The sequence below is a fragment of the Rhizobium sp. LjRoot30 genome (assembly GCF_964253915.1).
Classification (GTDB): Bacteria; Pseudomonadota; Alphaproteobacteria; order Rhizobiales; family Rhizobiaceae; genus Metarhizobium.
Genome location: NZ_CAXUSG020000005.1, coordinates 322,456 through 343,760, shown reverse-complemented (window position 1 = coordinate 343,760; position 21,305 = coordinate 322,456). Strand labels below are relative to the sequence as shown.

At 61.2% G+C, this 21,305-nt stretch carries 18 protein-coding genes; 6 read left to right on the top strand and 12 right to left on the bottom strand.

Annotated elements, in window-relative coordinates; all coding sequences use genetic code 11:
* The first annotated feature begins 31 nt into the window (after positions 1 to 31).
* Complete coding sequence (locus tag ACSQ3I_RS13475) at positions 32 to 1,138, top strand: class II histone deacetylase (protein ID WP_435999614.1); 1,107 nt, start codon at positions 32 to 34, stop codon at positions 1,136 to 1,138.
* 85 nt (positions 1,139 to 1,223) lie between these two features.
* Here the strand turns inward: ACSQ3I_RS13475 and ACSQ3I_RS13470 are convergent, their stop codons facing one another.
* Together ACSQ3I_RS13470 and ACSQ3I_RS13465 are read right to left on the bottom strand one after the other, a co-directional pair.
* Positions 1,224 to 1,913 carry an OmpW/AlkL family protein gene (locus ACSQ3I_RS13470; protein ID WP_435999613.1) on the bottom strand — a complete coding sequence of 230 codons (690 nt, stop codon included), beginning with the start codon at positions 1,911 to 1,913 and terminating at the stop codon, positions 1,224 to 1,226.
* A 181-nt stretch (positions 1,914 to 2,094) separates the two neighbouring features.
* Positions 2,095 to 2,538 (bottom strand): hypothetical protein, encoded by a 444-nt coding sequence (locus ACSQ3I_RS13465; protein WP_435999611.1) that lies wholly within the window; start codon positions 2,536 to 2,538, stop codon positions 2,095 to 2,097.
* Positions 2,539 to 2,688: 150 nt separating this feature from the next.
* Between ACSQ3I_RS13465 and ACSQ3I_RS13460 the strand changes: the two genes are divergently transcribed.
* The 3 genes from ACSQ3I_RS13460 to ACSQ3I_RS13450 are packed head-to-tail and all read left to right on the top strand — an operon-like array spanning position 2,689 to position 5,891.
* Complete coding sequence (locus ACSQ3I_RS13460) at positions 2,689 to 3,969, top strand: efflux RND transporter periplasmic adaptor subunit (RefSeq protein ID WP_435999684.1); 1,281 nt, start codon at positions 2,689 to 2,691, stop codon at positions 3,967 to 3,969.
* A gap of 13 nt (positions 3,970 to 3,982) precedes the next feature.
* Positions 3,983 to 4,696, top strand: a complete 714-nt coding sequence (locus ACSQ3I_RS13455) for an ABC transporter ATP-binding protein (protein WP_435999609.1) — start codon at positions 3,983 to 3,985, stop codon at positions 4,694 to 4,696.
* On the top strand, positions 4,686 to 5,891 hold the full coding sequence (locus ACSQ3I_RS13450) for an ABC transporter permease (RefSeq protein WP_435999607.1): 1,206 nt from the start codon (positions 4,686 to 4,688) through the stop codon (positions 5,889 to 5,891). The genes ACSQ3I_RS13455 and ACSQ3I_RS13450 overlap by 11 nt, the downstream gene beginning before the upstream one ends.
* A gap of 6 nt (positions 5,892 to 5,897) precedes the next feature.
* Here the strand turns inward: ACSQ3I_RS13450 and ACSQ3I_RS13445 are convergent, their stop codons facing one another.
* From ACSQ3I_RS13445 to ACSQ3I_RS13425, 5 genes are all read right to left on the bottom strand, one after another.
* Positions 5,898 to 7,412, bottom strand: coding sequence for a caspase family protein (locus tag ACSQ3I_RS13445; RefSeq protein ID WP_435999605.1), 1,515 nt, complete (start codon positions 7,410 to 7,412; stop codon positions 5,898 to 5,900).
* Positions 7,412 to 8,926, bottom strand: coding sequence for a caspase family protein (locus ACSQ3I_RS13440; protein ID WP_435999603.1), 1,515 nt, complete (start codon positions 8,924 to 8,926; stop codon positions 7,412 to 7,414). Before ACSQ3I_RS13440 ends, ACSQ3I_RS13445 begins: the two co-directional genes overlap by 1 nt.
* Position 8,927: 1 nt before the next feature.
* Entirely contained in the window at positions 8,928 to 9,827 is a 900-nt protein-coding gene (locus ACSQ3I_RS13435; RefSeq protein ID WP_435999601.1) for an OmpA family protein, read from the bottom strand.
* Between the two features lie 10 nt (positions 9,828 to 9,837).
* Positions 9,838 to 13,110: a c-type cytochrome gene (locus ACSQ3I_RS13430; RefSeq protein WP_435999599.1), complete on the bottom strand. Its 3,273-nt coding sequence runs from the start codon at positions 13,108 to 13,110 to the stop codon at positions 9,838 to 9,840.
* Positions 13,111 to 13,187: 77 nt separating this feature from the next.
* Complete coding sequence (locus ACSQ3I_RS13425; RefSeq protein WP_435999597.1) at positions 13,188 to 14,450, bottom strand: ferredoxin reductase family protein; 1,263 nt, start codon at positions 14,448 to 14,450, stop codon at positions 13,188 to 13,190.
* A 398-nt stretch (positions 14,451 to 14,848) separates the two neighbouring features.
* Here ACSQ3I_RS13425 and ACSQ3I_RS13420 point away from each other — a divergent pair, with 398 nt between their 5' ends.
* On the top strand, positions 14,849 to 15,472 hold the full coding sequence (locus ACSQ3I_RS13420; RefSeq protein ID WP_435999595.1) for a GntR family transcriptional regulator: 624 nt from the start codon (positions 14,849 to 14,851) through the stop codon (positions 15,470 to 15,472).
* A 55-nt stretch (positions 15,473 to 15,527) separates the two neighbouring features.
* On the opposite strand, the gene ACSQ3I_RS13415 is transcribed toward ACSQ3I_RS13420, so the two are convergent.
* The 5 genes from ACSQ3I_RS13415 to cysG all read right to left on the bottom strand — a co-directional run bounded on the left by ACSQ3I_RS13415 (position 15,528) and on the right by cysG (position 20,482).
* Positions 15,528 to 16,340 (bottom strand): ferredoxin--NADP reductase, encoded by an 813-nt coding sequence (locus ACSQ3I_RS13415; RefSeq protein WP_435999593.1) that lies wholly within the window; start codon positions 16,338 to 16,340, stop codon positions 15,528 to 15,530.
* Between the two features lie 179 nt (positions 16,341 to 16,519).
* Complete coding sequence (locus tag ACSQ3I_RS13410; RefSeq protein ID WP_435999591.1) at positions 16,520 to 17,032, bottom strand: DUF934 domain-containing protein; 513 nt, start codon at positions 17,030 to 17,032, stop codon at positions 16,520 to 16,522.
* 10 nt (positions 17,033 to 17,042) lie between these two features.
* Entirely contained in the window at positions 17,043 to 18,716 is a 1,674-nt protein-coding gene (locus ACSQ3I_RS13405; RefSeq protein ID WP_435999589.1) for a nitrite/sulfite reductase, read from the bottom strand.
* Between the two features lie 7 nt (positions 18,717 to 18,723).
* Positions 18,724 to 19,038, bottom strand: coding sequence for a DUF2849 domain-containing protein (locus ACSQ3I_RS13400; RefSeq protein WP_435999587.1), 315 nt, complete (start codon positions 19,036 to 19,038; stop codon positions 18,724 to 18,726).
* Between the two features lies 1 nt (position 19,039).
* Entirely contained in the window at positions 19,040 to 20,482 is a 1,443-nt protein-coding gene (gene cysG / locus ACSQ3I_RS13395) for a siroheme synthase CysG (protein WP_435999682.1), read from the bottom strand.
* A 270-nt stretch (positions 20,483 to 20,752) separates the two neighbouring features.
* Here cysG and ACSQ3I_RS13390 point away from each other — a divergent pair, with 270 nt between their 5' ends.
* On the top strand, positions 20,753 to 21,301 hold the full coding sequence (locus tag ACSQ3I_RS13390) for a deaminase (protein ID WP_435999681.1): 549 nt from the start codon (positions 20,753 to 20,755) through the stop codon (positions 21,299 to 21,301).
* The last annotated feature ends 4 nt before the right edge of the window (positions 21,302 to 21,305 follow it).

The window sequence follows — 21,305 nt, the reverse complement described above, 5'->3', positions numbered from 1 at the left end:
GCAACTAGAAGACTTTTTTGGAGGAAACGCCGTGAAGAAGACAGGCTGGAATTTCCACGAACTCTACCTTTGGCACGAGACCGGGCCGGCATCGATGTTTTTTGCCGCCGGACTGACGGTCGAGCCGGGCGAACACGCCGAAAACGCTTCCACCAAGCGGCGTTTCCGCAACCTGATGGAGGTGTCCGGCCTCGTCGACCAGCTGGTCAAGGTCAACTCGGTCGAGATCGGCGAAGACGATATCGCCCTCTTCCACAACCGCGATTACATCCGCCGGATCAAGGCGGAGAGCGATCATCGCGGTGGCGAGGCAAGCTTCCTGACGCCCTTCGGCCGCGGCAGCTACGAGATCGCCGTCCTGGCGGTCGGCGGCACGACGGCGTTGATGGACGGCGTGCTGGGCGGCACGATCGACAACGGTTATGCGCTGGTTCGCCCGCCGGGCCACCATGCCGAGGCGGAACAGGGCATGGGTTTCTGCCTGTTCGGCAACATTCCGATCGCCATCATGAAGAACCGGCAGAAACACAGGTTCGACCGCGTCGCCACCGTGGACTGGGACGTGCACCACGGCAACGGCACGCAGGCGGCCTTCTATTCCGATCCGAGCGTGCTGACGATCTCGCTGCACCAGGAGCGGCTCTATCCGCCTGACAGCGGCGATCGCGAAGAGCGTGGGACGGGCGCTGGCGAAGGTTTCAACATCAATATCCCGCTTCCCGCCGGCAGTGGCCACGGCGCCTATATCGCCGCCTTCGAGCAGGTGGTGCTGCCGGCGCTTGCCCGCTACAAGCCGGATCTCATCGTCGTGCCCTCCGGCTTCGATGCCTCCGGCGCCGATCCGCTCGGCCGCATGATGCTGCACAGCGAGACCTACCGCGAGATGACGCGGATGCTGATGCAGGCGGCCGATACGCTCTGCGGCGGACGGCTGGTGATGTCGCATGAAGGCGGTTATTCCGCGGCCTACGTTCCCTATTGCGGCCTCGCGGTCATGGAAGAACTGTCGGGGATCAAGACGCCCATCGACGATCCCTTCCTGCCGATCTTCCAGGGTTATTACGGGCAGCTCATCCAGCCGCACCAGCAGGAGGCGATTGCCAAGGCGGCGGCACTGGTGGATGCTATTCCCGGCTGATTTCGCCGACCGCGACACCGAAACGACAAAGACCGGGGTAGCGCCAGCCGCCCCGGTCTTTTTTTCCAGCAAGCGTATCCGCGTTTCAGAAGCGGTAGGTGACGCCGGCGCCGATCAGCCAGGGATTGAGTTTCGCCTTGCCGAACAGCGACGTGCCGTTCAGATCGACCTTCCACTTGGGTTCGAGGAAGAGCTTCTTCACGTCGAAGTTCACGCCCCAATGGTCGTCGATCATGTAGTCGAAGCCCACCTGTAAGGCACCACCCAGCTTGTTTTCGACATCGAGATTGGAAAAGGCACCGGAACCGGACTGGTTGTAGAACAGCGTATAGTTCACGCCCGCGCCGACATAGGGTTTGAAGGCACCGAAATCGGTGAAGTGATATTGCAGCGTCAATGTCGGCGGCAGCAGCCACGTCTTGCCCACCTTGCCCAGGCCGGCAATCGCTCCATCGGCTTTGACATTCGCATAGGTCGTGCCGAGGATGAGTTCGGCGGCGATGTTGTCGGTGAAGAAGTAGGAGATATCGAGTTCCGGAACGACCGTGTTCGAATAGGAAAGATCCGAACCGGCGATGCCGTTCACGAAGCCGGAATCCTCGGTGATGACGCCAAGGGCGCGCACGCGGATCTGCCAGGGGCTTTGCGCCGCCAGGTCGGCGGTGGCTTCCGGCGGTGCCATGCGCTCTTCGAGGTCGGCAGCCAGGGCCTGGTTGCCAAGCAGCATCAGGCCGGCGGCAAGCGCAACTGCCCGTCCCATCCCGTTTTTCGTCATTTCGTCTCTCCGTCAGTCAGACTCGTTTTGCGAACCGACTATGGAACCGGTGGGAGAAACGCTTCTTTGCGCTAGATCAAGTGGGGGCGCAACATGGGCAGACTTGCGGCAATATTCGCGCAAATATTGACAATTATTCAATTAAAACAATGGACCTCAATCGCTTAAGCAGGCCGGATCGTCAAGGCGAATCGGATTGGCGCCTTGCGGGAGACGGCGCGTCCTCATCGCTCGAAGAGGTCTCGGCACCCTCCGGTGTCCAGGTTTCTTCGCCCAGCCGCTGATCGCCGTTGAAGGCCCAGCGGCCTTTCCAGCTCTTGTCCGGCTGCAAGACATATTCGACGATTCCCATCGAATCGCCGCTTCCGAAACCGACAACGAAACGCGTATCGGACGAATTGGACGGCTGCCCCTCGATGCCGACACCGACAACCTGCGCTCCGGCGATTGTCCACTTCACGGCATAGGCGGCGCCGCTTCGGCTGACCTCCGCTTGTCCGGTATAGTTGCTGCCGTCGCTGGGATTCGTTCCATGCACCACGTAGCGGCCGGTAGGATCGGCAAATGCGATGCAGGGCATGACGGCAAATGCCGGAAGAAAAAGCACGAGGCGACGAAAAAACACCGGTTTTGCCCCTTTCAACGATTTGGGCGGACCCGGACACCCGGCAGATCCGCCATCCGATTGAAAATCGGAGGAAAATTACCAAGATTTCACTTTATCAGCGCCTATCGCCTATGTCACATCCCAAAGGAACAAAAGGATGCACGGATGATGGCTGACAGCAACAACGACGGCAAGAGCACGGCAAAAACGGAAACGCCGGATCTTGCTGCGATTCTCGGCAAGACACGCAAGAAGCGCAGCGGCGCACGCTGGCTGATGCGGTTTCTCGTCGTGCTGGTCCTGATCGGCTGCGGTGCCGGCGCCTACTTCTACTTTGGCCAAAGAGGCGAGACATATGCCTACACCACCCAGCCGGCGAAAAAAGGTGAACTGACAGTCGTCGTCACCGCCACCGGCTCGGTGGAGCCGACGGAAAAAGTCGATATTTCCAGCGAGCAATCCGGCACGGTCCGAAGCGTCTCGGTCGACTACAACAGCATCGTCAAAGCCGGCGATGTACTCGCCGTCATCGACACCAACAAGCTCGAAGCCGACGTGCAGAGCGCCCAGGCGAAACTCAACTCGTCGAAAGCCAATGTGTTGAAGGCGCAGGCGGATCTCAGCTCGGCGCTCAATGGCCTCGAACGCCTGAAATCGCTGGTGCAGAACAAGGTTTCCACCCAGCAGGATCTCGACGCGGCGCAGTTCAAATACGATGCCGCCGTCGCTACCAAGCAGATCAACGAGGCCGACGTTCTGGCGGCGGAAGCATCGCTGAAACTCGCCGAGGTCAACCTGTCGAAGGCGCGTATCGTCTCGCCGATCGACGGTATGGTGCTGACGCGCGCTGTCGATCCCGGCGCGACGGTGGCCGCGTCGCTGCAGGCACCCGTGCTCTTCACGCTCGCCGGCGACCTGCGGCAGATGGAATTGCAGGTAGATGTCGACGAAGCCGATGTCGGTCAGGTCGCCGTCGGGCAGAAGGCAAGCTTCAGCGTCGATGCCTTCCCCAACAAAAAATTTCCCGCCGAGATTCAGAAGATCCGCTACGCCTCTGAAACCATTTCGAATGTCGTGACCTACATGGCCGTGCTGACGGTACAGAACGACGAACTGCTGTTGCGGCCCGGCATGACCGCAACGGCCGATATCGTCGTCAAGTCGATCTCGGACACAATACTGATCCCCAATGCCGCCCTGCGGTATTCGCCGCCGTCGGAAGGACGTTCGCGCGGCCTGATGAGCCTGTTCCGTCCGCCGCGCATGCGCAACGTCTCGGCACCGCCGCAGACGGGGGCGAAACGCAATGTCTGGGTGCTGCGCAACGGCCGCGCCCAATCGGTTGCCGTAGAAATCGGCGCCACCGACGGCCAGTTCACCCAGCTGGTGTCCGGCAGCCTTTCCGATGGCGACGAGCTGATCACCGATGCGACGGCGCTCGGCCGATGAGCGGGAGGCAGAGATGACCGCATCGCCGCTGATCGAATTCCGCAAGGTTTCAAAACTCTACGGCTCCGGGGAAGCGACGATCCGTGCCCTCGACCGGATCGACCTGACCATCCGGCCGCAGGAATTCGTCGCGATCATGGGGCCGTCCGGATCGGGAAAATCCACGGCGATGAACATCATCGGCTGTCTCGATGTGCCGACCAATGGCGAATACCTGTTCCAGGGCATCTCCACCGGCGGCTTCGACCGGACGCAGCTGACGCTGCTGCGGCGCCATATGCTCGGCTTCGTCTTTCAGGGGTTCAACCTGCTGCCGCGCACATCCGCCATCGAGAATGTCGAGCTGCCGCTGGTCTATCGCGGCATCGAGACCAAGGAGCGGCGCAGCCGGGCGGCGGATGCGCTCGCCCGCGTTGGCCTTGCCGGGCGCGAGCATCACACGGCGCAACAACTTTCCGGCGGCCAGCAGCAGCGCGTCGCCATCGCCCGCGCCATCGTCACCGATCCGGCCGTGCTTCTGGCGGACGAACCGACCGGCAACCTCGACACGCGTACCAGCATCGAGATCATGGAGCTGATCACCGGTCTCAACCGCGACCGCGACATCACGGTCATCATGGTGACCCACGAAACCGACATTGCCGCCTATGCCAAGCGCGTGCTGCGTTTCGTCGACGGCCATCTGGAATCCGACCAACTGAATGCCGAGGTCGCCGATGTTTCTTGAGACGGTAAAACTGGCGCTGCGTGCCATCAGCCGCAACCTGTTGCGCTCGTTCCTCACGGTGCTCGGCGTGGTGATCGGCGTTGCCGCCGTCATTGCCATGGTCACCATCGGCAACGGTACGACGGCGCAGGTGACGGCAGACATTTCCAAGCTCGGCACCAACATGCTGTTTGTTCGTCCCGGCCAGTTCGGGCCGCGGCGCACCGCGACGGAACCGAAACGCTTCACCGAACGGGATGTCGAGGCGATCCGCACCCAGATCAACGGCCTCAGGGCGGTTTCGCCGGTCAGCCAGTCGACCGCCGTGATCATCTATGGCGGCCAGAACCATTCGAGCACGGTTGCCGGCGTCACCAACGACTATCTCATTGCCCAGAGCTGGAACCTGGCAAGCGGCCGCAGCTTTCTGGCTTCGGAAGAGCGTGGTGGCCAGACTGCCTGTATCCTCGGGGAGACCGTGCGGCAGGAATTGTTTGGCGCAGCACGCCCGGAGGGGCAACTGATCCGCGTCGGCAAACTCTCCTGTTCGGTGATCGGCGTGCTGGAGAAGAAGGGACAATCCGGCATGGGCAACGACCAGGACGATACTGTGCTCGTACCCTTGCGCGTCTACCAGCGCCGGATCGGCGGAACGACGGATATCTCGACGATCATGCTGTCGGCCCGCGACGGCATATCGACAGCCAAGGTGCAGTCGGATGTCACGGCGCTGCTGCGCGAGCGGCGCAAGATCGGCCTTGGCCGCGAGGACGATTTCAACGTCAACGACATGACGCAGATGGCGGCGACGCTGACAGGCACCACCACCCTGCTCACCGGACTTCTGGGCGCGGTGGCCGCCGTCAGCCTGTTGGTCGGTGGCATCGGCATCATGAACATCATGCTGGTATCGGTCACCGAGCGCACCCGAGAAATTGGCACACGACTGGCAATCGGGGCGCTGGAGGGCCAGGTGCTGATGCAGTTCCTGGTGGAGGCTGTCACCCTGTCGATCTTCGGCGGTGTCGTCGGCATCCTGCTCGGTCTCGGCCTTGCCTACAGCGTCGTTTCATTGCTCGGCGTGCCCTTCGTCACCAGCCCGACGATCATCGCCGTCGCCTTCTTCTTCTCGGCCGCGATCGGCATGATCTTCGGGTATTTCCCGGCGCGACGGGCAGCACAACTCAACCCGATCGAGGCACTGCGGCACGAATGACGGTTGTCACTTGATCGTGTAGTCGTATTTGCCGGCCGTCCACCGGACAGCCCGGAAACCGTCAGCGGTGGCGACCGGCTTGCTGAGGCGGGAGACAATCTCGCTCAACGCCGCCCGGGCGTTCAGGGTCGTTTCGAGGCCCTGATCGGCCGGCACCAGCTGTGAAAGATCGATGTCGTCGTTGATGACAAGTGCCACGAGCACGCTGTCACCGCTTTCGCCCGCCTCGAAATCGAAACCGTAATATTCGTCCGGGATCGTCAGCGTCTGGTTCGGCGAAAGCGGTGTGATCTTCTGCGCTGCCGTGTTGGGGAAGATCTGGGTCGCCTCGCCCTTGGCGTTGACGTCGAGGAGTACGAGATGACCGCCGGACACGCTGGTGACGTCGATCTTGAAGACATCGCCGGCATGCAAGGTCGTGCCCCTGTCTATGGAAACCGCGACCAAACCATTGTCGTAGCCGCCGAGGATATCTCCGACCGACTGGACGGGATCGGCGGCCACATAGACGGGCTGCGGCGTCTGCAGAGTCTCAATTTTCAACAATTGCGGTTTTTCTTCCACTGCCGGCTTGGTGTAGCCGGCGAGTTCTGCGCCCAGCAGCTGCGGCGATGCCTCGATCTGCGGGTCGAGCGACTGGCAATCCTTCTTCAGCTTACAATATTCGCCCGATTTCACCTTCAGATACTGGAACAGTTCCGAAACGCTGGTAACGCCGTTGCCATTGGAATCGGCCTCGCCCTTCACCAGCCCCGCGACAAAGGCGGCGGTGAACACGCCATGCCGCTCATCCGGCGGTAGCCGGTCGTCGTCCCAGGCCACCTGATAGGGAGCGGCGGCACTCCATGTGGTGAGCGAACCCTCGATCACGGTTTCCGGCTTGGCATCGGCCGCAAGCTCGATCTTCAGGCCGCGCGTCGTTTGCTCGGCGCCTGCCTTGGAAGGCCTCGGCAGGTAACGCATGCCGACGACATAGTCGTCCAGCGAGCCGTTCAACGAGCGCGACAGCGTGCCGGAATGGCAGGCGTCGATGATCAGCGTCACCATGCGATCCTTCATCTTCTCGGTCAGCGCCTGGATGTCATCGTCGCGGATGATATTGGTCCAGTCGCTTTCGCCGGGGGTGATGTCGTAGGTGGCGATCGCCTCGTCGAGGCCATCTTCCTCGTCGCCGTTGTCGTCCTTCACCTGCAGGCCGTGACCGGAATAATAGAAATAGACGCGATCACCCGGCTTCGTGCCGGCAACCAGCCATTCTTCGGCAGCAGCAATCATGGCGCTGCGCGTCGCTTCCTTGTCCAAGAGGACTTTGATGGATTCCGGCTTGAAGCCGAGCGTGCCGGTCAAAAGCGTCTTCATAGCCGCGACATCGTTGACCGGTCCATGCAGGAACATGCGTTCCGGCAGCTTTTCGTAATCGCCGATGCCGATCAGCAAGGCCCGGTCTTCCGCCCGCGCGGCGAAGGAGGCCAGCAGCAGCGCGGTGAGGACGACGGCAAAACGGAGAGCGAGCCTCGGCATCACAGCTTTTCCCGGCTGTACAGCGGTTGAATGGCAACCTGCACGTCCTTGCCGTCGAAGCGTTCGGGCAATGCCTTCAGCAGATCGGTGGTGGTGACATTGGACTTGTTCATCAATGCGCTCAACGCGTCGATCGGCTCGTTGGTGGCAATGACGATCAGGTGATCGGCACCGAACGGCTTGACCACTTCAAGGTCGGGAAGGCTGAACGGCTTGGTATCCTCGCCTCCGGATTGCGCATCGAGAATCTGAACTTCGCCGGTGTTGGCGAGATTGAAAACGAGCAAATTTTTGTAGCTGGACCGCGGAGCGTCAAACTTCATCCGGTCGCCGGCCGCATAGATATCCTTTGCCGGCGTCATCGTCACGGTGCCGGGATTTTGCGCCGCCATGGTTTTCAGGAATTCCAGCACAATGAACTTGTCGACCACCTGCTGCAGCCGATCCTCACCGATCTTTTCGCCGGCAACGTCGCCGTTGGGCGTGAAGAAGGTGCCGCTGGCTGCATCCCAGCGATAGGGCGCTGCACCGCCATCCGTCACGCGTTCCGGCCGGAAGGTGCTGCCTTCGACGGCGAGCGCGATCTCGGGCTTCCAGCCCTCCTCCTCCACCGGCACCGTCGTCGTCTCGGTGCTTGCACCTGCCAGGCGCACGACCACCTCTTTTTCCGAGCGTGCCACGCCGGGCACGAAGTTCGGCACCTGCAGCGCTTCCGCCTGGCTCTTGATCGTGCTGAAGACGTAGTCCTCAAGCTCGACGCGGGTCAGGACGCCATCATGGTTGCGGTCGGCCTTGCCTTCCAGCGAGCGGGCAAAGCTCCAGCTCAAGGCGCCGCGCGGCACGCCGTCGATGATGACCTCTGGCGTCGGCTGGCTTTCGAGAGAGGCGGCCAGCACGGTAACGCGCTTGAAACTGTCGTCGGTGATCCCGGCACCTGCCACCGAATCCTGGGTGGGGTTGTCGATCTTGGCGGTGACGACCGGTGCCAGCCGGGTCTTTCCGGAGATGGAGCGGCTCATGCCGCCGGAATGGCAGCTGTCGAGGATGAACAGCACCTGCACACCCTTGGCATCCGCCTCCATGAACCAACTGTTCAGTTCGTTGTCGATGATGCTTTCGCTAAACGTTTCCTGCAGGCGCTCGACGTTGAAGCCGGGCAGAACCAGAAATTCGTCCTTGCCATCAGGCTCCGATCCTTCCACCAGCTCCGGCATCTGGGCGCCATGGCCGGCATAGGTGAAGATGATGGTATCGCCGGCAACGGCGTTGGCGACAGTCTCGACCCAGGCGGCCCGGATGGCGTCCTTCTGGGCTTGGGCATCGTAGAAGGTGGTGATCCGGGTAATCCCGGCCTTCTTCAGCGCGTTGTCGATATCCCGGGCATCGTTGACGGCACCGTTCAGCGAGGTGGTGAATGGATACTGGTCGACACCGATCACGATTGCCGATGTCTGTGCCCAGGCCGCAAAGGGCAGGACGCAACCGAAGGCAGCCGCCGCGAGCATTCTGCACATGCTATTTCTCCAGATCGGCTTCCACCCGACGGTGAAGCTGGTTCAGCGTTTCTTCGTCGTAGGCGGAGGGATCGTCAGGTTTGAAAGGGTCGCTTTCGCCCCTGCCCTCGAAGTTCAGCACGCCCGAATAGCCGGCACTGCTCAGGTAGTGGCCGAGCACTTCGGCGCGCTGCAGCGAAAGCTTGAGATTGCTTTTGTCGGTGCCGACCGGATCGGTATGGCCGATCAGCGTCACCGCTTTCGGCCGGGCCGATTTCAGGCATTCGGCAAGATCCGCCGCCGCCTTTTCGCCTTCCGGCGTGAAATCGGCAGTGCCGAAGACGAAGCGGATTGGCGTGGTCTTCTTCTTGAGCGCCACGCCGCGATAACTGACCTTGCAGCCGCCGCGCAGCGCCAGGCTGACGGCCTCGGGGGCCGCCAGACGCATCTCGGTCGCCATCTTGTCCATGTGGCGGATATAGGCCTCGTCGGGCGCCATCCAGTTCGGCGTCAGCCGCGGATTGTCGCTGTCCTCAAGGGCGGCCTGATACCAGCGCGCCGCCTGGCCATAATCCTTGCGGCCACGATAGATGTCGCCGAGTGCGTCGAGCACCTGCCAGGGGCCGCCGAACTTTTCCCGCAAAGCCTCCAACTCGGCGGCATGCTTTTCCAGATCGTCTCCGGCGGAGACCGCCGAAGTGATGCGATTGAAGGCGAGCAGTGCCACGAGCCGGCCGGTCATCACCTTGTCTTCCGCCGAGCAGCCGGCTGTTTCCAGCGCGGCAAACGCCGTATGCCCGGCCTGTTCGTCATTGGCATTGAAGGCGTTGATGGCGGAGACCAGGGGCTCGCAGGCGATCGCCTCGACCGCCCCCGCTGCCATGAATGCCGCTACCCAGACAAGCTGCTTGCACGCTTTCATCCCGTCTTCCTCAGTTCGCCTTGATCTCGAACGTCACCATCTGCAGCCCGCTTGCACCGTTATCGGCCTTGGCCTTTTCGGCCAGGTTGATCGCGATGCCGCGCGTGGTCGGCTGATGCGAATCGGCCACCAGTTTCTTGGCCTTTTCCGACGTCAGTTTCTGATCGCCAAGACCGCCGGCGCGGCAGAAGGCAACCATGGTCTCGGCAGCCGCCGGCGTGTCGAACGTCAGGTTGCCGGTCTCAGGCTGCGGGATCAGCCGCTTTTCGCCCGGATTGAGCGTCGTATTGCCAATCATCACGTCCGGAATGATCTCGACGTTGCCACCTTCCTCGACATACAGGACCTGCAGCTCGCACGCCTGGTTGGTCGAAAGTTCGAAGGATAGCTTTTCCCCGACCTTGGCGGTGGTGGAGGCGACGTGCAGGGCAAGCTTTACCTTATTGTCCTGCTCTTTCTCTTCCTTGCGATAGTCCGGTATTGCCGCTTCAACAGCAGCAGACGTCGTCTCCGTGGTTGTGGTCGCGTTGGTCGTCGTGGTGGTTGCCGATGTGTCGGTCGTCGTTGCTGATGTATCGGTTGTCGTTGTTGTGGGTGTTGTTGTCGTTGTGGTGGTCGCGGTTTCGGTGGCCTCGGCCTTCGGAAGCGGCTTCAGTCCCATCATCGGATCGAGCAGGAAGGCATACTGGTCTTCCAGTTCGACACGCGGGATGGTGCCGCCGGATTCGAGCGTCGCCATCCAGTCGATCACGACGCGCAGCAACGTCGGATCGGAAATACGCTTGGCTGCGTCCTCGAAGTCGGTCGGGCTGAGATCGAACTCAGCGGCCATCGCCTCGTAGTCGAGTTCGTCCTCATAGAGGTCGGCGAAGTAGGTCACCAGTTCGGCATTGCCGGGCGCCAGCATGCTCTGGGCGAGACCGTCCGGGGTCGGCTCGGTGACCTTGAGCGTCTTCAGCGCTGCAACGAAGCGTTCGCGATCCTTGTTGTAGGCATCGTCCAGTTCTTCCTGCGGCACATACATTTTCAGCAGCAGGTCACGCTGGTCGCGGTTGAACAGGGTCGACACCTGGATGTGTTCACGCAGTTGGTCGCGCTTCGAAAGGATGCCGTTGGCATGGCAATCGAAGCAGGACCGGGCATTGATGATGTCGACGCCCTTGCCGATCGGCCGCTTGCGGAACGAGACGATGCTGGTCGGGCCGACGTCGAGTTGCTTGCCCTCGGCGGTGGAGAGGTAATAGCCCTGCAGACCGTTCGGGAGCGAGAAGATCATTTCGCCGCCATCGTGATGGAAGGATTCCAGGCCGGTTTCGAGCGGCTCCAGTTCCTTCGGTCCGTGCGGAAAGCGTTTCAGCACCTGTTTGCCGATATCGCCGCCGAAATCGTAGGACTTCCAGTAGTAGCCGCCGAAGGGCATGTCGTGCCGTTCCAGCATGCGGTTGTGATCGGAGACGCCGGACGAACCGTCGGCGAAACCAGCGCGGATGATGCGCAGATCGCGAATGTTCTGGTCGACATCGATGTTGAATCGTTTTTCCAGTTCGCGGATGTCTGTCGGCAGCCGCATCAGGTGGTTGTAGACCTTCGGCCGTGCGGCGTTGCTCATGAACCAGTCGATGCGCATGATCGGCAGCGTCGTCGTCGTGCTCTTCGAGAGCGCCGCCAGCGACGGATCGCTGGAAGGATCCACACCGTAGAAATATTGCTTGATCAGGAAATCGTAATCCTCGGCCTTCCAGTCGAGATCACGTAGGTCGACGCGGACCAGCATGCCGTTGGTGCCGTCGACTTCCTTCGGGATGACGAGATTGGGGGCGTAGGACAGCGAATTGAGGAGCTTCTTGAAGCCGCCGGCCAGGATCGGCATGCGCTTCATGAAAGTGTCTTCCTCCTCGCAGCCCATCATGCCGTTATACTGGCTGCGATAGCTGAAATAACGCTGGAACGGCCTGTCGCGCTCGTCGAGCTTGGAGACGTCCTGGAGGGCGGCCTCGACGAAGCCAAGATAGTTGAGCATCGGGCGCGAGCGTGCCGGCTTGCTGGCGATACCTTGCGGCACCGCCTGTTCGGTCAGCGAATTGATCCAGTCGCCGAGTGCCTTGACTTCTTCGTCGCTGGGCCGCTTTCCGAGCGGCATGCGGCCGCTGGTAACGCTGGTGAAGAGGCGCGATTTCGCCGAATCGCCGGGAGTCACGAAGGCGGCGTTCGTCGCAATCGACGGCAGGTCGCCAGCCGGATAGCTACCCTGCGAGCTTTCGCCCGGACCATGGCAGTTGCGGCAATATTTGCCGATGAAGGCATCCGCGGCCGTCGCCAGCGCTGCGTTGTCGCCACTGAGCGCTGCGTCCGGCGTGCTTTCCTTGCACACGGCTTCGCTCGACGTCGCAATCGGTGCGGTCTTGACTTCGCGGTCGGCAAGATAAGCGTACATGGCGTTGCGGTCGTCTTCGCTCAACGCCTTCATGCCCTCGGTGAGGCGGTGCATCACCGGATCGGCGATCGGCGAGCCGCCGAGTTTCTTGCCGTCATCGATGAACTGCTTGGTGAAGACCTCCGGCGAGGCGAGGCCCGCCATGCGCACCTTGGTGATGTCGGGCGCCACTGCACCCGTCAGCCCCTTTTCGCCTTCGAAGACACGATCCTTGTCGAGGCCGTAGGTGGTGGTGCGCGGCGTATGGCAATCGCCGCAGGCGCCGACATTCTCGATGAGGTAGCGACCGCGCTCCATCTGGCTTTCGCCCGTCGGCTGGTAGGCCGGCACGGTGAAATGGCTGCGCTTCCAGAGCGTGATCGTCGTCTGGCGGCTGAACGGGAAGGCGATTTCATGTTCCTTCGACGCCGCGTCCGATTGCTCCAGCGTTTCGATATAGGCTTTGATATCGAGCACGTCTTCCGGCTTCATGCCGCCATATGAGGTGTAGGGCATCACCGGGTAGAGGTTGTTGCCGTCCTTGTCGATGCCGTTCATGACGGCATTGAGGAAGGTTGCGTTCGACCAGCCGCCGATGCCGTTCGGATGGGCGGAAATGTTCGGCGCGAAAAACTTGCCGATGGCGGTTTCCATCTCAAGGCCGCCGGACAAAAGCTTGGTGTTGTCGCCGGCTCCATGGCAGGCGCCGCAGCCGGCTGCATCGAACATGTACTTGCCGTTCTCGACATTCGCCTTGTAGCCGCTGAAGGCGCTTTCCTCGAAAAGGTCGCGCGCCTCTGCCGGTCGAAGACAGAGCGTCATCGCCATCGCGATGAGCAACGGGCCAAGCGTGTATTTTACGTATGCCATCCGTTCTACAGCGGATCTTGCTCCGAAAACCATGATCTGTCCCTCTTCGTCCACATTCAGACACGCATTCTCAATGCTTAACGGAATTCAAAGCGCTCATATTCGACCCGCCTTGGTTTTTGTCCCATTTCTTTCAGCCCGGCCTCGATCGCCTGACGCAGTTGCGGCGGTCCGCAGAACCAGAGGTCGGCTTCGCCAGGCTTGAAAGCGACGACGCCGGCGGCGAGTTTCGCCGCATCCATCCGGCCACCGGTAGCCGAATCGTGCAACACGAAGGTGAAGTTCGGCAGCGTCTTTGCCTGCGCCTCGAATGTCTCCAGACCGATCGCCTCGGAGCGGTCGCGCACGCAATAGACCATATGAATGTCCTGCCCTTCGTCGCCTTTAAGCTTCGAAGCCATGGCGAGAAACGGCGTGACGCCGATGCCGCCGGCGAGCCAGATCTGCTTCTTGCCGCCGCGGCGATGGTTGAAGTGGCCGTAACCGCCCTCCAGGCGCAAAACATCGCCGACGGCAATGTTTTCGCGCAACTTATGGGTAAAGTCGCCGAGCGCCTTGATCGCAAAACGCACCGTTCCGTCATCTTCCATGCCGGCAATGGTGAAGGGGTGCGGCTCGCGCAGCCCCGGCTTGTTGGCGCGGAAGAATCCGAACTGGCCGGGCTTGGCACGCAGCTTGCCCCCGGTGGGACAGGCCGTGACGATGGTGGCGCCGTCATGGCGCTCGACATTCGTCACCTGGTACCGCCGCGTTTTCACGAAAGCCAGGAACTGGGTGTAGAAATAGCTGGCGATACCGACGAGGGCGAAGATGTTGAGATAGGTGGCAATCAAGGCGGTGCCGTCGTAGGGCCGCTTGATGAACATCTGGTGGAACGCCACCATCAGGAACAGGATACCGATCAGCCGGTGTGTCCAGCGCCAAAAATGATAGGGCAAACCGATCTTCGTCTTCGGGATGACCTTGACCAGGCTCAGGACCAGAAGGACGACGAAGCCATAAAAGGCATATTCGCCGGCGTTCAACGCGATGGAATTCAGGCCGCTGGTCAGCGCCAGCCCCTTGAAGTTCGGCGCGATGAAATAATGCACGAGGATAAACACCAGCACGGTAATGCCGATGGCGCGGTGCACCCGGTAAATCCGGTCGAGCCCGCCAAAAAGCTTTTCGATGAAAGGCGGGCGCGCGGCAAGGAACTGGGCAATGGCCATCAATACGAAGGCCATCGACGATGCCAGAAGCGAGATCGTCGTTTCGGCATTGGTCTGACTGACAGCCGGCACGGCAAGAATTGCCGCAACCAATGTCAGAATAACGACAAGAACAACCCCCAAGCTCACAGTCTCTCTCCGCATGAAACCATTGAAAGCGCCGATGAGACTACAAGCCGTAAAGATGGCGTCAATACCATAGGAGACATCTTGTCCGGCTAAAATATGCGTTGCGGCCTGACTTTGGGCAAAGCAGCAACAACTTGCCCAAAAAAAGCGGAGACACAATCCGCTTAGGTTGTTAAGGCAAACTTAATACCCTCTTGGCGCGCCTTCGTGATCAGCCTTGCCAGCTCAGCTGTGGCGACGGCGGCAAAACCTATCCGAATCCTGTGATGTGCGGTCGCTCCCGCGGGCGTTGCGGCGCCTCTCCTAGGTATATATTCCTTTCGCCAACTGATATATCAGTGAATTTGCAATCAAAATCGAATAATGGCACTATGTGATATATCACAACGGAGAATGAGATGCCTGATGCTGCCGGCTCCCTAAGCCACCTCGCCTATCTCAGCCTCGAAAACCTGATCGTGACGCTGCGACTGAAACCCGGCGCGCTGGTGACGGAAAAGCAGTTGATCGACATGGCCGGCCAGGGCCGTACACCAGTGCGGGAGGCGATCCAGAAGCTTGCCTGGCAGGGCCTGGTTCTCGTGCGCCCCCGCGTCGGGCTGCAGATCGCCGAGATCCGGCCGGACGACCATGCGCATATCGTCGCCATAAGGCAGAAGCTGGAGCCGATGGCCGCGGCACTGGTCGCGACCGGCGCCAGCGACGAACAGCGTACGGCCTTGCTGGCCTGCGCCCAGGAGATGACCGGCTGCGCCGTCACCGGCGACATCGGCCGCTTTCTTGCCGCCGACAAGGCCTTCGATGAAATCATGGAAGAAGCGTGCCCCAACACCTTCCTGACCGCCGCACTGGCGCCGGTGCAGACGCATTTCCGCCGGATCTGGTATTCGAAAGCCTCGCTGGAACAGATGGACCAGTCGATTTCGCTGCATGTCGGTGTCATCCGCGCCATTCAGCAAGGCAATGCCGAGGCAGCAGAGACGGCGATGCAGACACTGATCAACCACGTCTACCAGACATGAAAAAGGCGGCCCGCGGCCGCCTTCGCGAATTCCACATCCAGCTCAGGTAAAGCCGTTAGCCGACGAAAGCCCGCTCGATAACGAACTCGCTCGGCTTGTTGTTGGCGCCCTCTTCCATACCGGCCTTTTCAAGCAACTCCTTGGTATCCTTGAGCATGGCGGCGGAACCGCAGATCATGCCGCGATCAATCTCGGGGTTGAGCGGCGGGACGCCAAGATCGGCAAACAGCTTGCCGTTCTCGATCAGGTCGGTGATGCGGCCCTTGAAGGGATAGTCCTCGCGGGTCACCGTTGAATAGAGGCGCAGCTTGGTGCCGACGATTTCGCTCAGCATTTCGTCGTTTCGGATTTCCTCGACGAGATCCTGACCGTATTTCAGTTCGGCGACATCGCGGCAGGTGTGGGTGAGGATGACGTCCTCGAATTTTTCATAGGTTTCCGGATCGCGGATCAGGCTGGCGAAGGGTGCAATGCCGGTGCCGGTCGAGAACATATAGAGCCGCTTGCCGGGCGTCAGGGCGTCGAGCACCAGCGTGCCCGTCGGCTTCTTGCGCATCAGCACGGTGTCGCCCGGCTTGATGGCCTGCAGATGCGAGGTCAGCGGACCATCCGGCACCTTGATCGAGAAGAACTCCAGTTCCTCATCCCAGGCAGGGCTGGCGATCGAATAGGCGCGGTAGACCGGCTTGTCGCCGACCATCAGGCCGATCATCGCGAACTCGCCCGAACGGAATCGGAAGCCTGCCGGCCGCGTCATGCGGAAGCGGAACAGCCGGTCCGTGTAGTGCTGCACACTCAGAACTGTTTCGGCAAAGACGCCGGCGGGGATGGAAGCTGCAAAATCTTGGGTCTTGGCGGGTGCGTTCATTTCGGTCGGAAATCCTGAAAATCGTCTGCGGACGGCTTATTTCACGCGTAGGCTGATACTCCAACTTCGCCGCAGAATAAAGGCAAAGCATCCCATTGCCAGGCCCTGCGACGAAATATGCTTTTTATTCTCAAGTTTTTCGGTCGATGGGTCGGGCGCCGCAAGGTGCCCTGCCCTTCTCACGAAATGGTACGCGACACCCGACGCCAGCTGTAGGAATTCGGGTCGTCGGCCTTGCGCGCCGTCGGCTGGTAATAATGCGGGATGCCCGGCAGGCGATTTTCCGCAAGCCTCTTCAAGGCCGTTGCGTTTGTCACCGCAAAACTGTCGATGCCGACACGCAGCATCAACGGAACCTGGTCGATCAGAACGTCGCCGACCGCCCGCAACTCATTGGCATATCCCAGCCGCTGGCGCAGCAGAGAGGCATGGCTGAAGGCGCGCCCGTCGTTGAACGCCGGAAAGGCGACGGCGACGATTGCCAGCCGGTCGAGATAGGGTTCCAGCTTGCGCACGTCGTCTGCCGGCTTGATCAGCACGCCGAGGCCGACGTCATTGCTGCCTTCGGCCCTTGCGATCAACTCGTCCAGCGGCAGCAGCGGCTTCTGGTCTTCGGTGGCCTTGGTCTCTTCGGTCTCGATCACCCACGGATCGTTCTCAATAAAACCGGTTTCTTTCCAGATTCTCGTCATGGCCGTCCCCTCACGCCGCTTCCGCGGTCGAACCGCCATAAAGGGCATCCTTGAACGGCTGCGGACCGACACGACGATAGGCTGCAAGGAACGTCTCGGACTTGTCGAGGCGCAGGCCGAGATAGGTATCGACGATGGTCTCGATGGCATCCGTCACCTTGTTCGGCTCAAAACCGCGGCCGATGATCTCGCCGATCGACGTGTGTTCGTCGCCGGAGCCGCCGAGGGTGATCTGGTAGAGTTCCGCCCCCTTCTTCTCGACGCCGAGCAGACCGATATGACCCACATGGTGATGGCCGCAGGCATTGATGCAGCCGGAAATCTTGATCTTCAGCTCGCCGATTTCCTCCTGGCGCTCCGGCGAACCGAAGCGGCTGGAGATTTCCTGCGCCACCGGAATGGAGCGGGCATTGGCAAGCGCGCAATAATCCAGGCCGGGACAGGCAATGATATCGGTGATCAGGCCGGCATTGGCGGTCGCCAGGCCATGGGCGACGAGCGCGCGGTAGACCGGCTCGAGATCGGCCAGCGCCACATGCGGCAGGATTAGGTTCTGCTCGTGGCTGACTCGAATTTCGTCGAGGGCATATTCTTCGGCGATATCGGCGACGACATCCATCTGGCTGTCGGTCGCATCGCCGGGAATACCGCCGATCGGCTTGAGCGAGATCGTCACCATGCCGTAGTCGGGGTTCTTGTGCGGCTGGACGTTCTGCTGCACCCAGCGGGCGAAATCCGGATCCGCCTTCTTCCAGCGAGCCAGGTTTTCCCAGCCTTCGGCGCGTTCGGCCAGGGCCGGCGGCGCGAAATAGGCGCTGATGGCCGCCACATCCGCTTCCGGCAGCTTCAGTTCCGTGTCGCGAAGCTGGGCGAATTCGACTTCCACCTGGCGGGCAAGTTCTTCCGCGCCGGTCTCGTGCACGAGGATCTTGATGCGCGCCTTGTACTTGTTGTCGCGGCGGCCATGCAGGTTGTACACGCGCATAATGGCGGTCGTGTAGGACAACAGGTCCTCTTCCGGCAGGAATTCGCGGATCAGCTTGGCGACCATCGGCGTACGGCCCTGCCCGCCGCCGACATAGACAGCGAAACCGATCTCGCCCTTGTCGTCCTTCTTCAGGTGCAGGCCGATGTCGTGGACCTGAATGGCGGCGCGGTCGCGCTCGGCGCCGGTGACGGCGATCTTGAACTTGCGCGGCAGGAAGGAGAATTCCGGATGGACCGACGACCACTGCCGCAGAATTTCCGCGTAAGGCCGCGGATCGGCGACTTCATCGGCGGCAGCGCCGGCGAAATGATCGGCGGTGACGTTGCGAATACAGTTGCCCGATGTCTGGATCGCATGCATCTCGACGCTGGCGAGTTCGGCCAGCACATCCGGCATGTCGGAAAGTTTCGGCCAGTTGAACTGCAGGTTCTGGCGGGTGGTAAAATGGCCATAACCGCGATCATAGGTGCGCGCCACATGCGCGAGCATGCGCATCTGCTTTGAATTCAGCGTGCCGTAGGGGATGGCGATGCGCAGCATGTAGGCATGAAGCTGCAGGTAGACGCCGTTCATCAGGCGCAGAGGCTTGAACGCATCCTCGGAAAGCTCGCCGGACAGGCGCCGCTCCACCTGGTCACGGAACTGCGCGACGCGTTCTGCGACAAAAGCGTGGTCAAATTCGTCGTAACGATACATAACTTCCTCAGACTGCGATGAATTCGGGATCGGCGGGCGCATAACCCTGGGCATAGACCATCGTCGGCCCCTGGGCACGGATACGTTCACGCAGGCGCAACGGCCAGAGAACACCGTCCGTTTCCTGAACCTCGACGACGTTGACGTCAACAACCTTGTTGTCGGCATAGGATTTCTTGCCGATGTCCTCAAGCGCGGAAACGGCCTCGGCATGGCGGGCGACAAGAGCATCCTGCAGCGATGTTGTCCATTCGCCGCTGGCATCCAGCCATACGGCGATGCCATCCGTCAGCCGGTTCGCCGTCAGAACCTTGTCCACCATCTCATTCCGCTCCTTGCATCTGTTCTTCGAGCCGGAGTCTGGCACGGACCAGGGGCTCGGACAATTCAAAATTGGCACCGGCGACCGCATCGCCGATGATGACCATGACCGGTCCGTCGAGATCCTCGCGATGCTGCAGATCGGGAAGATCGCGCAAGGTTCCGTGCAGCAGCCTGCGGTCGGCGCGGCTGGCGTTTTCCACCACCGCCACAGTTGTCTCGGCCGGCAATCCGGCCGACATTAGCCGCTCGGCAACCGAGGCGGCAACGGTGCGGCCCATGTAGACGGCGATCGTCGCCCCGGAAACCGCCAGGCTCGCCCAATCCGGCAGGACATCGCCGGTGAGATCGTGACCGGTGGTGAAGACGAGCGACGAGGCAACGCCGCGCAATGTCAGCGGCAATTCGAAATCGGCAGCAGCCGCAAACGCGGAGGTGATGCCGGGCACGACTTCGTAGCCGATTCCAGCGGCCCGCAAGGCCGCCATCTCCTCGCCCGCCCGACCGTAGACCAGCGGATCGCCGGACTTCAGGCGCACGACTCGCTTGCCGGCGCGGCCGAGTTCGACCAGCAGGTCGTTGATCTCATCCTGCGACTTGGTGTGGCAGCCCTTGCGCTTGCCGACCGAAATGCGCTCGGCATCACGGCGACCCATATCGACGATCGCCTGCGGCACCAGCGCGTCGCAGACCAGCACATCCGCTTCCATCATCACCCGCTGGGCGCGCAGCGTCAGAAGATCTTCCGCGCCCGGCCCCGCACCGACGAGCCAGACACGGCCCGCGACCCGATCCGTCGAATGCAACAAGCGGTCCGCATGGGCAACCGCGCCTTGCGCGTCACCCGAAGCAACCGCCGAAGCGACAGCGCCGGAAAAGAAATGACGCCAGAAAACCCGACGCGTCACGCCGCGCGGCAGCAACCGGTCGACGGCGGCCCTGTAGTCCGTCGCGAGGCGAGCAAGACGCCCGAGAGATGGCGACAACAACTGATCGACCTGGGCGCGGATCATCTGCGCCAGAACCGGTCCGGCACCTTCCGTGCCGATGGCAACCACCACCGGGGCGCGATTGACGATCGCCGGCGTGAAGAAATCGCAATGGTCCGGCTGGTCCACGGCATTCGCCGGGATTTTTAGCGCACGGGCGGCCGTGACGATGCTGACGTCGAGCGCCGGATCGCCGGTTGCGGCAAAAACAAGCGTGGCGCCCTCGACCTGCCGGGCCGAGAAAGACGCTGCGACATGTTCGATAGCGTTCGCTTTGAGGTGTACGGAGAAATCATGTTCGGGCGCGTCGGCGAAGACGACGATGCGGGCCTGCGTGTTGGCGAGCAGGCGCACCTTGGCAAAGGCCTCGTCGCCATTGCCAAAAACAGCGGCAACCTTTCCCGCAATGCGGAAAAAGGCCGGAAAAGCGGTAAGCCGTTCACTGCCCTGAATCATCATGCCGTTCCGTTTCAGATTGCCCAGTTATCGTCCATTTAGGTAAAATATTGAAGAAACAGAAATTTACAGCGTCGCGTCCGAGCGTATTGTTTTACTCGACAAAGGCGGATTTTGAGCAAATCTCCGCGTGCAACTGCGAAAGAAGTGCGGAGCGTTGCGTCTTGGTTGACACGACGGATGATTTGCCCTTCTTGATCCGGGGAAGACCACCTTGCAAAGGAATGTGCCTTGACCCCTCCCGTTCCCGCCGCCCGCCTGCTCAACGTCATGGAAAAGGATATCCTGCCGCTCACGGAAAAGGGCGTGGCAGTCGGCAACAAGGTTTTTGGCGCCGCCATCCTGCGCAAATCGGACCTGTCACTTGTGGTGGCCGAAACCAACAACGAGCTGGAAAATCCGCTCTGGCACGGTGAGGTTCACACGCTGAAGCGCTTTTACGAACGGCGCGAACGGCCCGACACCAGGGATCTCGTCTTCTTTTCCACCCATGAACCGTGCCCGATGTGCATGGCAGCGATCACCTGGGCTGGCTTCGACAATTTCTACTATTTCTTCAGCTACGAAGATTCCCGCGACAGCTTTGCCATTCCCCACGACCTGAAAATCCTCAAGGAGGTTTTCGGGCTGGAACCCGGCGGTTACCGCAAGCAGAACGCCTTCTGGAACTGTTTTTCCGTCGGCGATCTGGTGGAGGCGGAAGAGGAAGCGGCGCGGAGGCCGCTGAAAGTGCAGATGGCGCGCATCCGCGCCGCCTACGATTCGCTTTCGGCCACCTACCAGGCCTCCAAGGGCGAAAACGACATCCCGCTCAACTGAACAT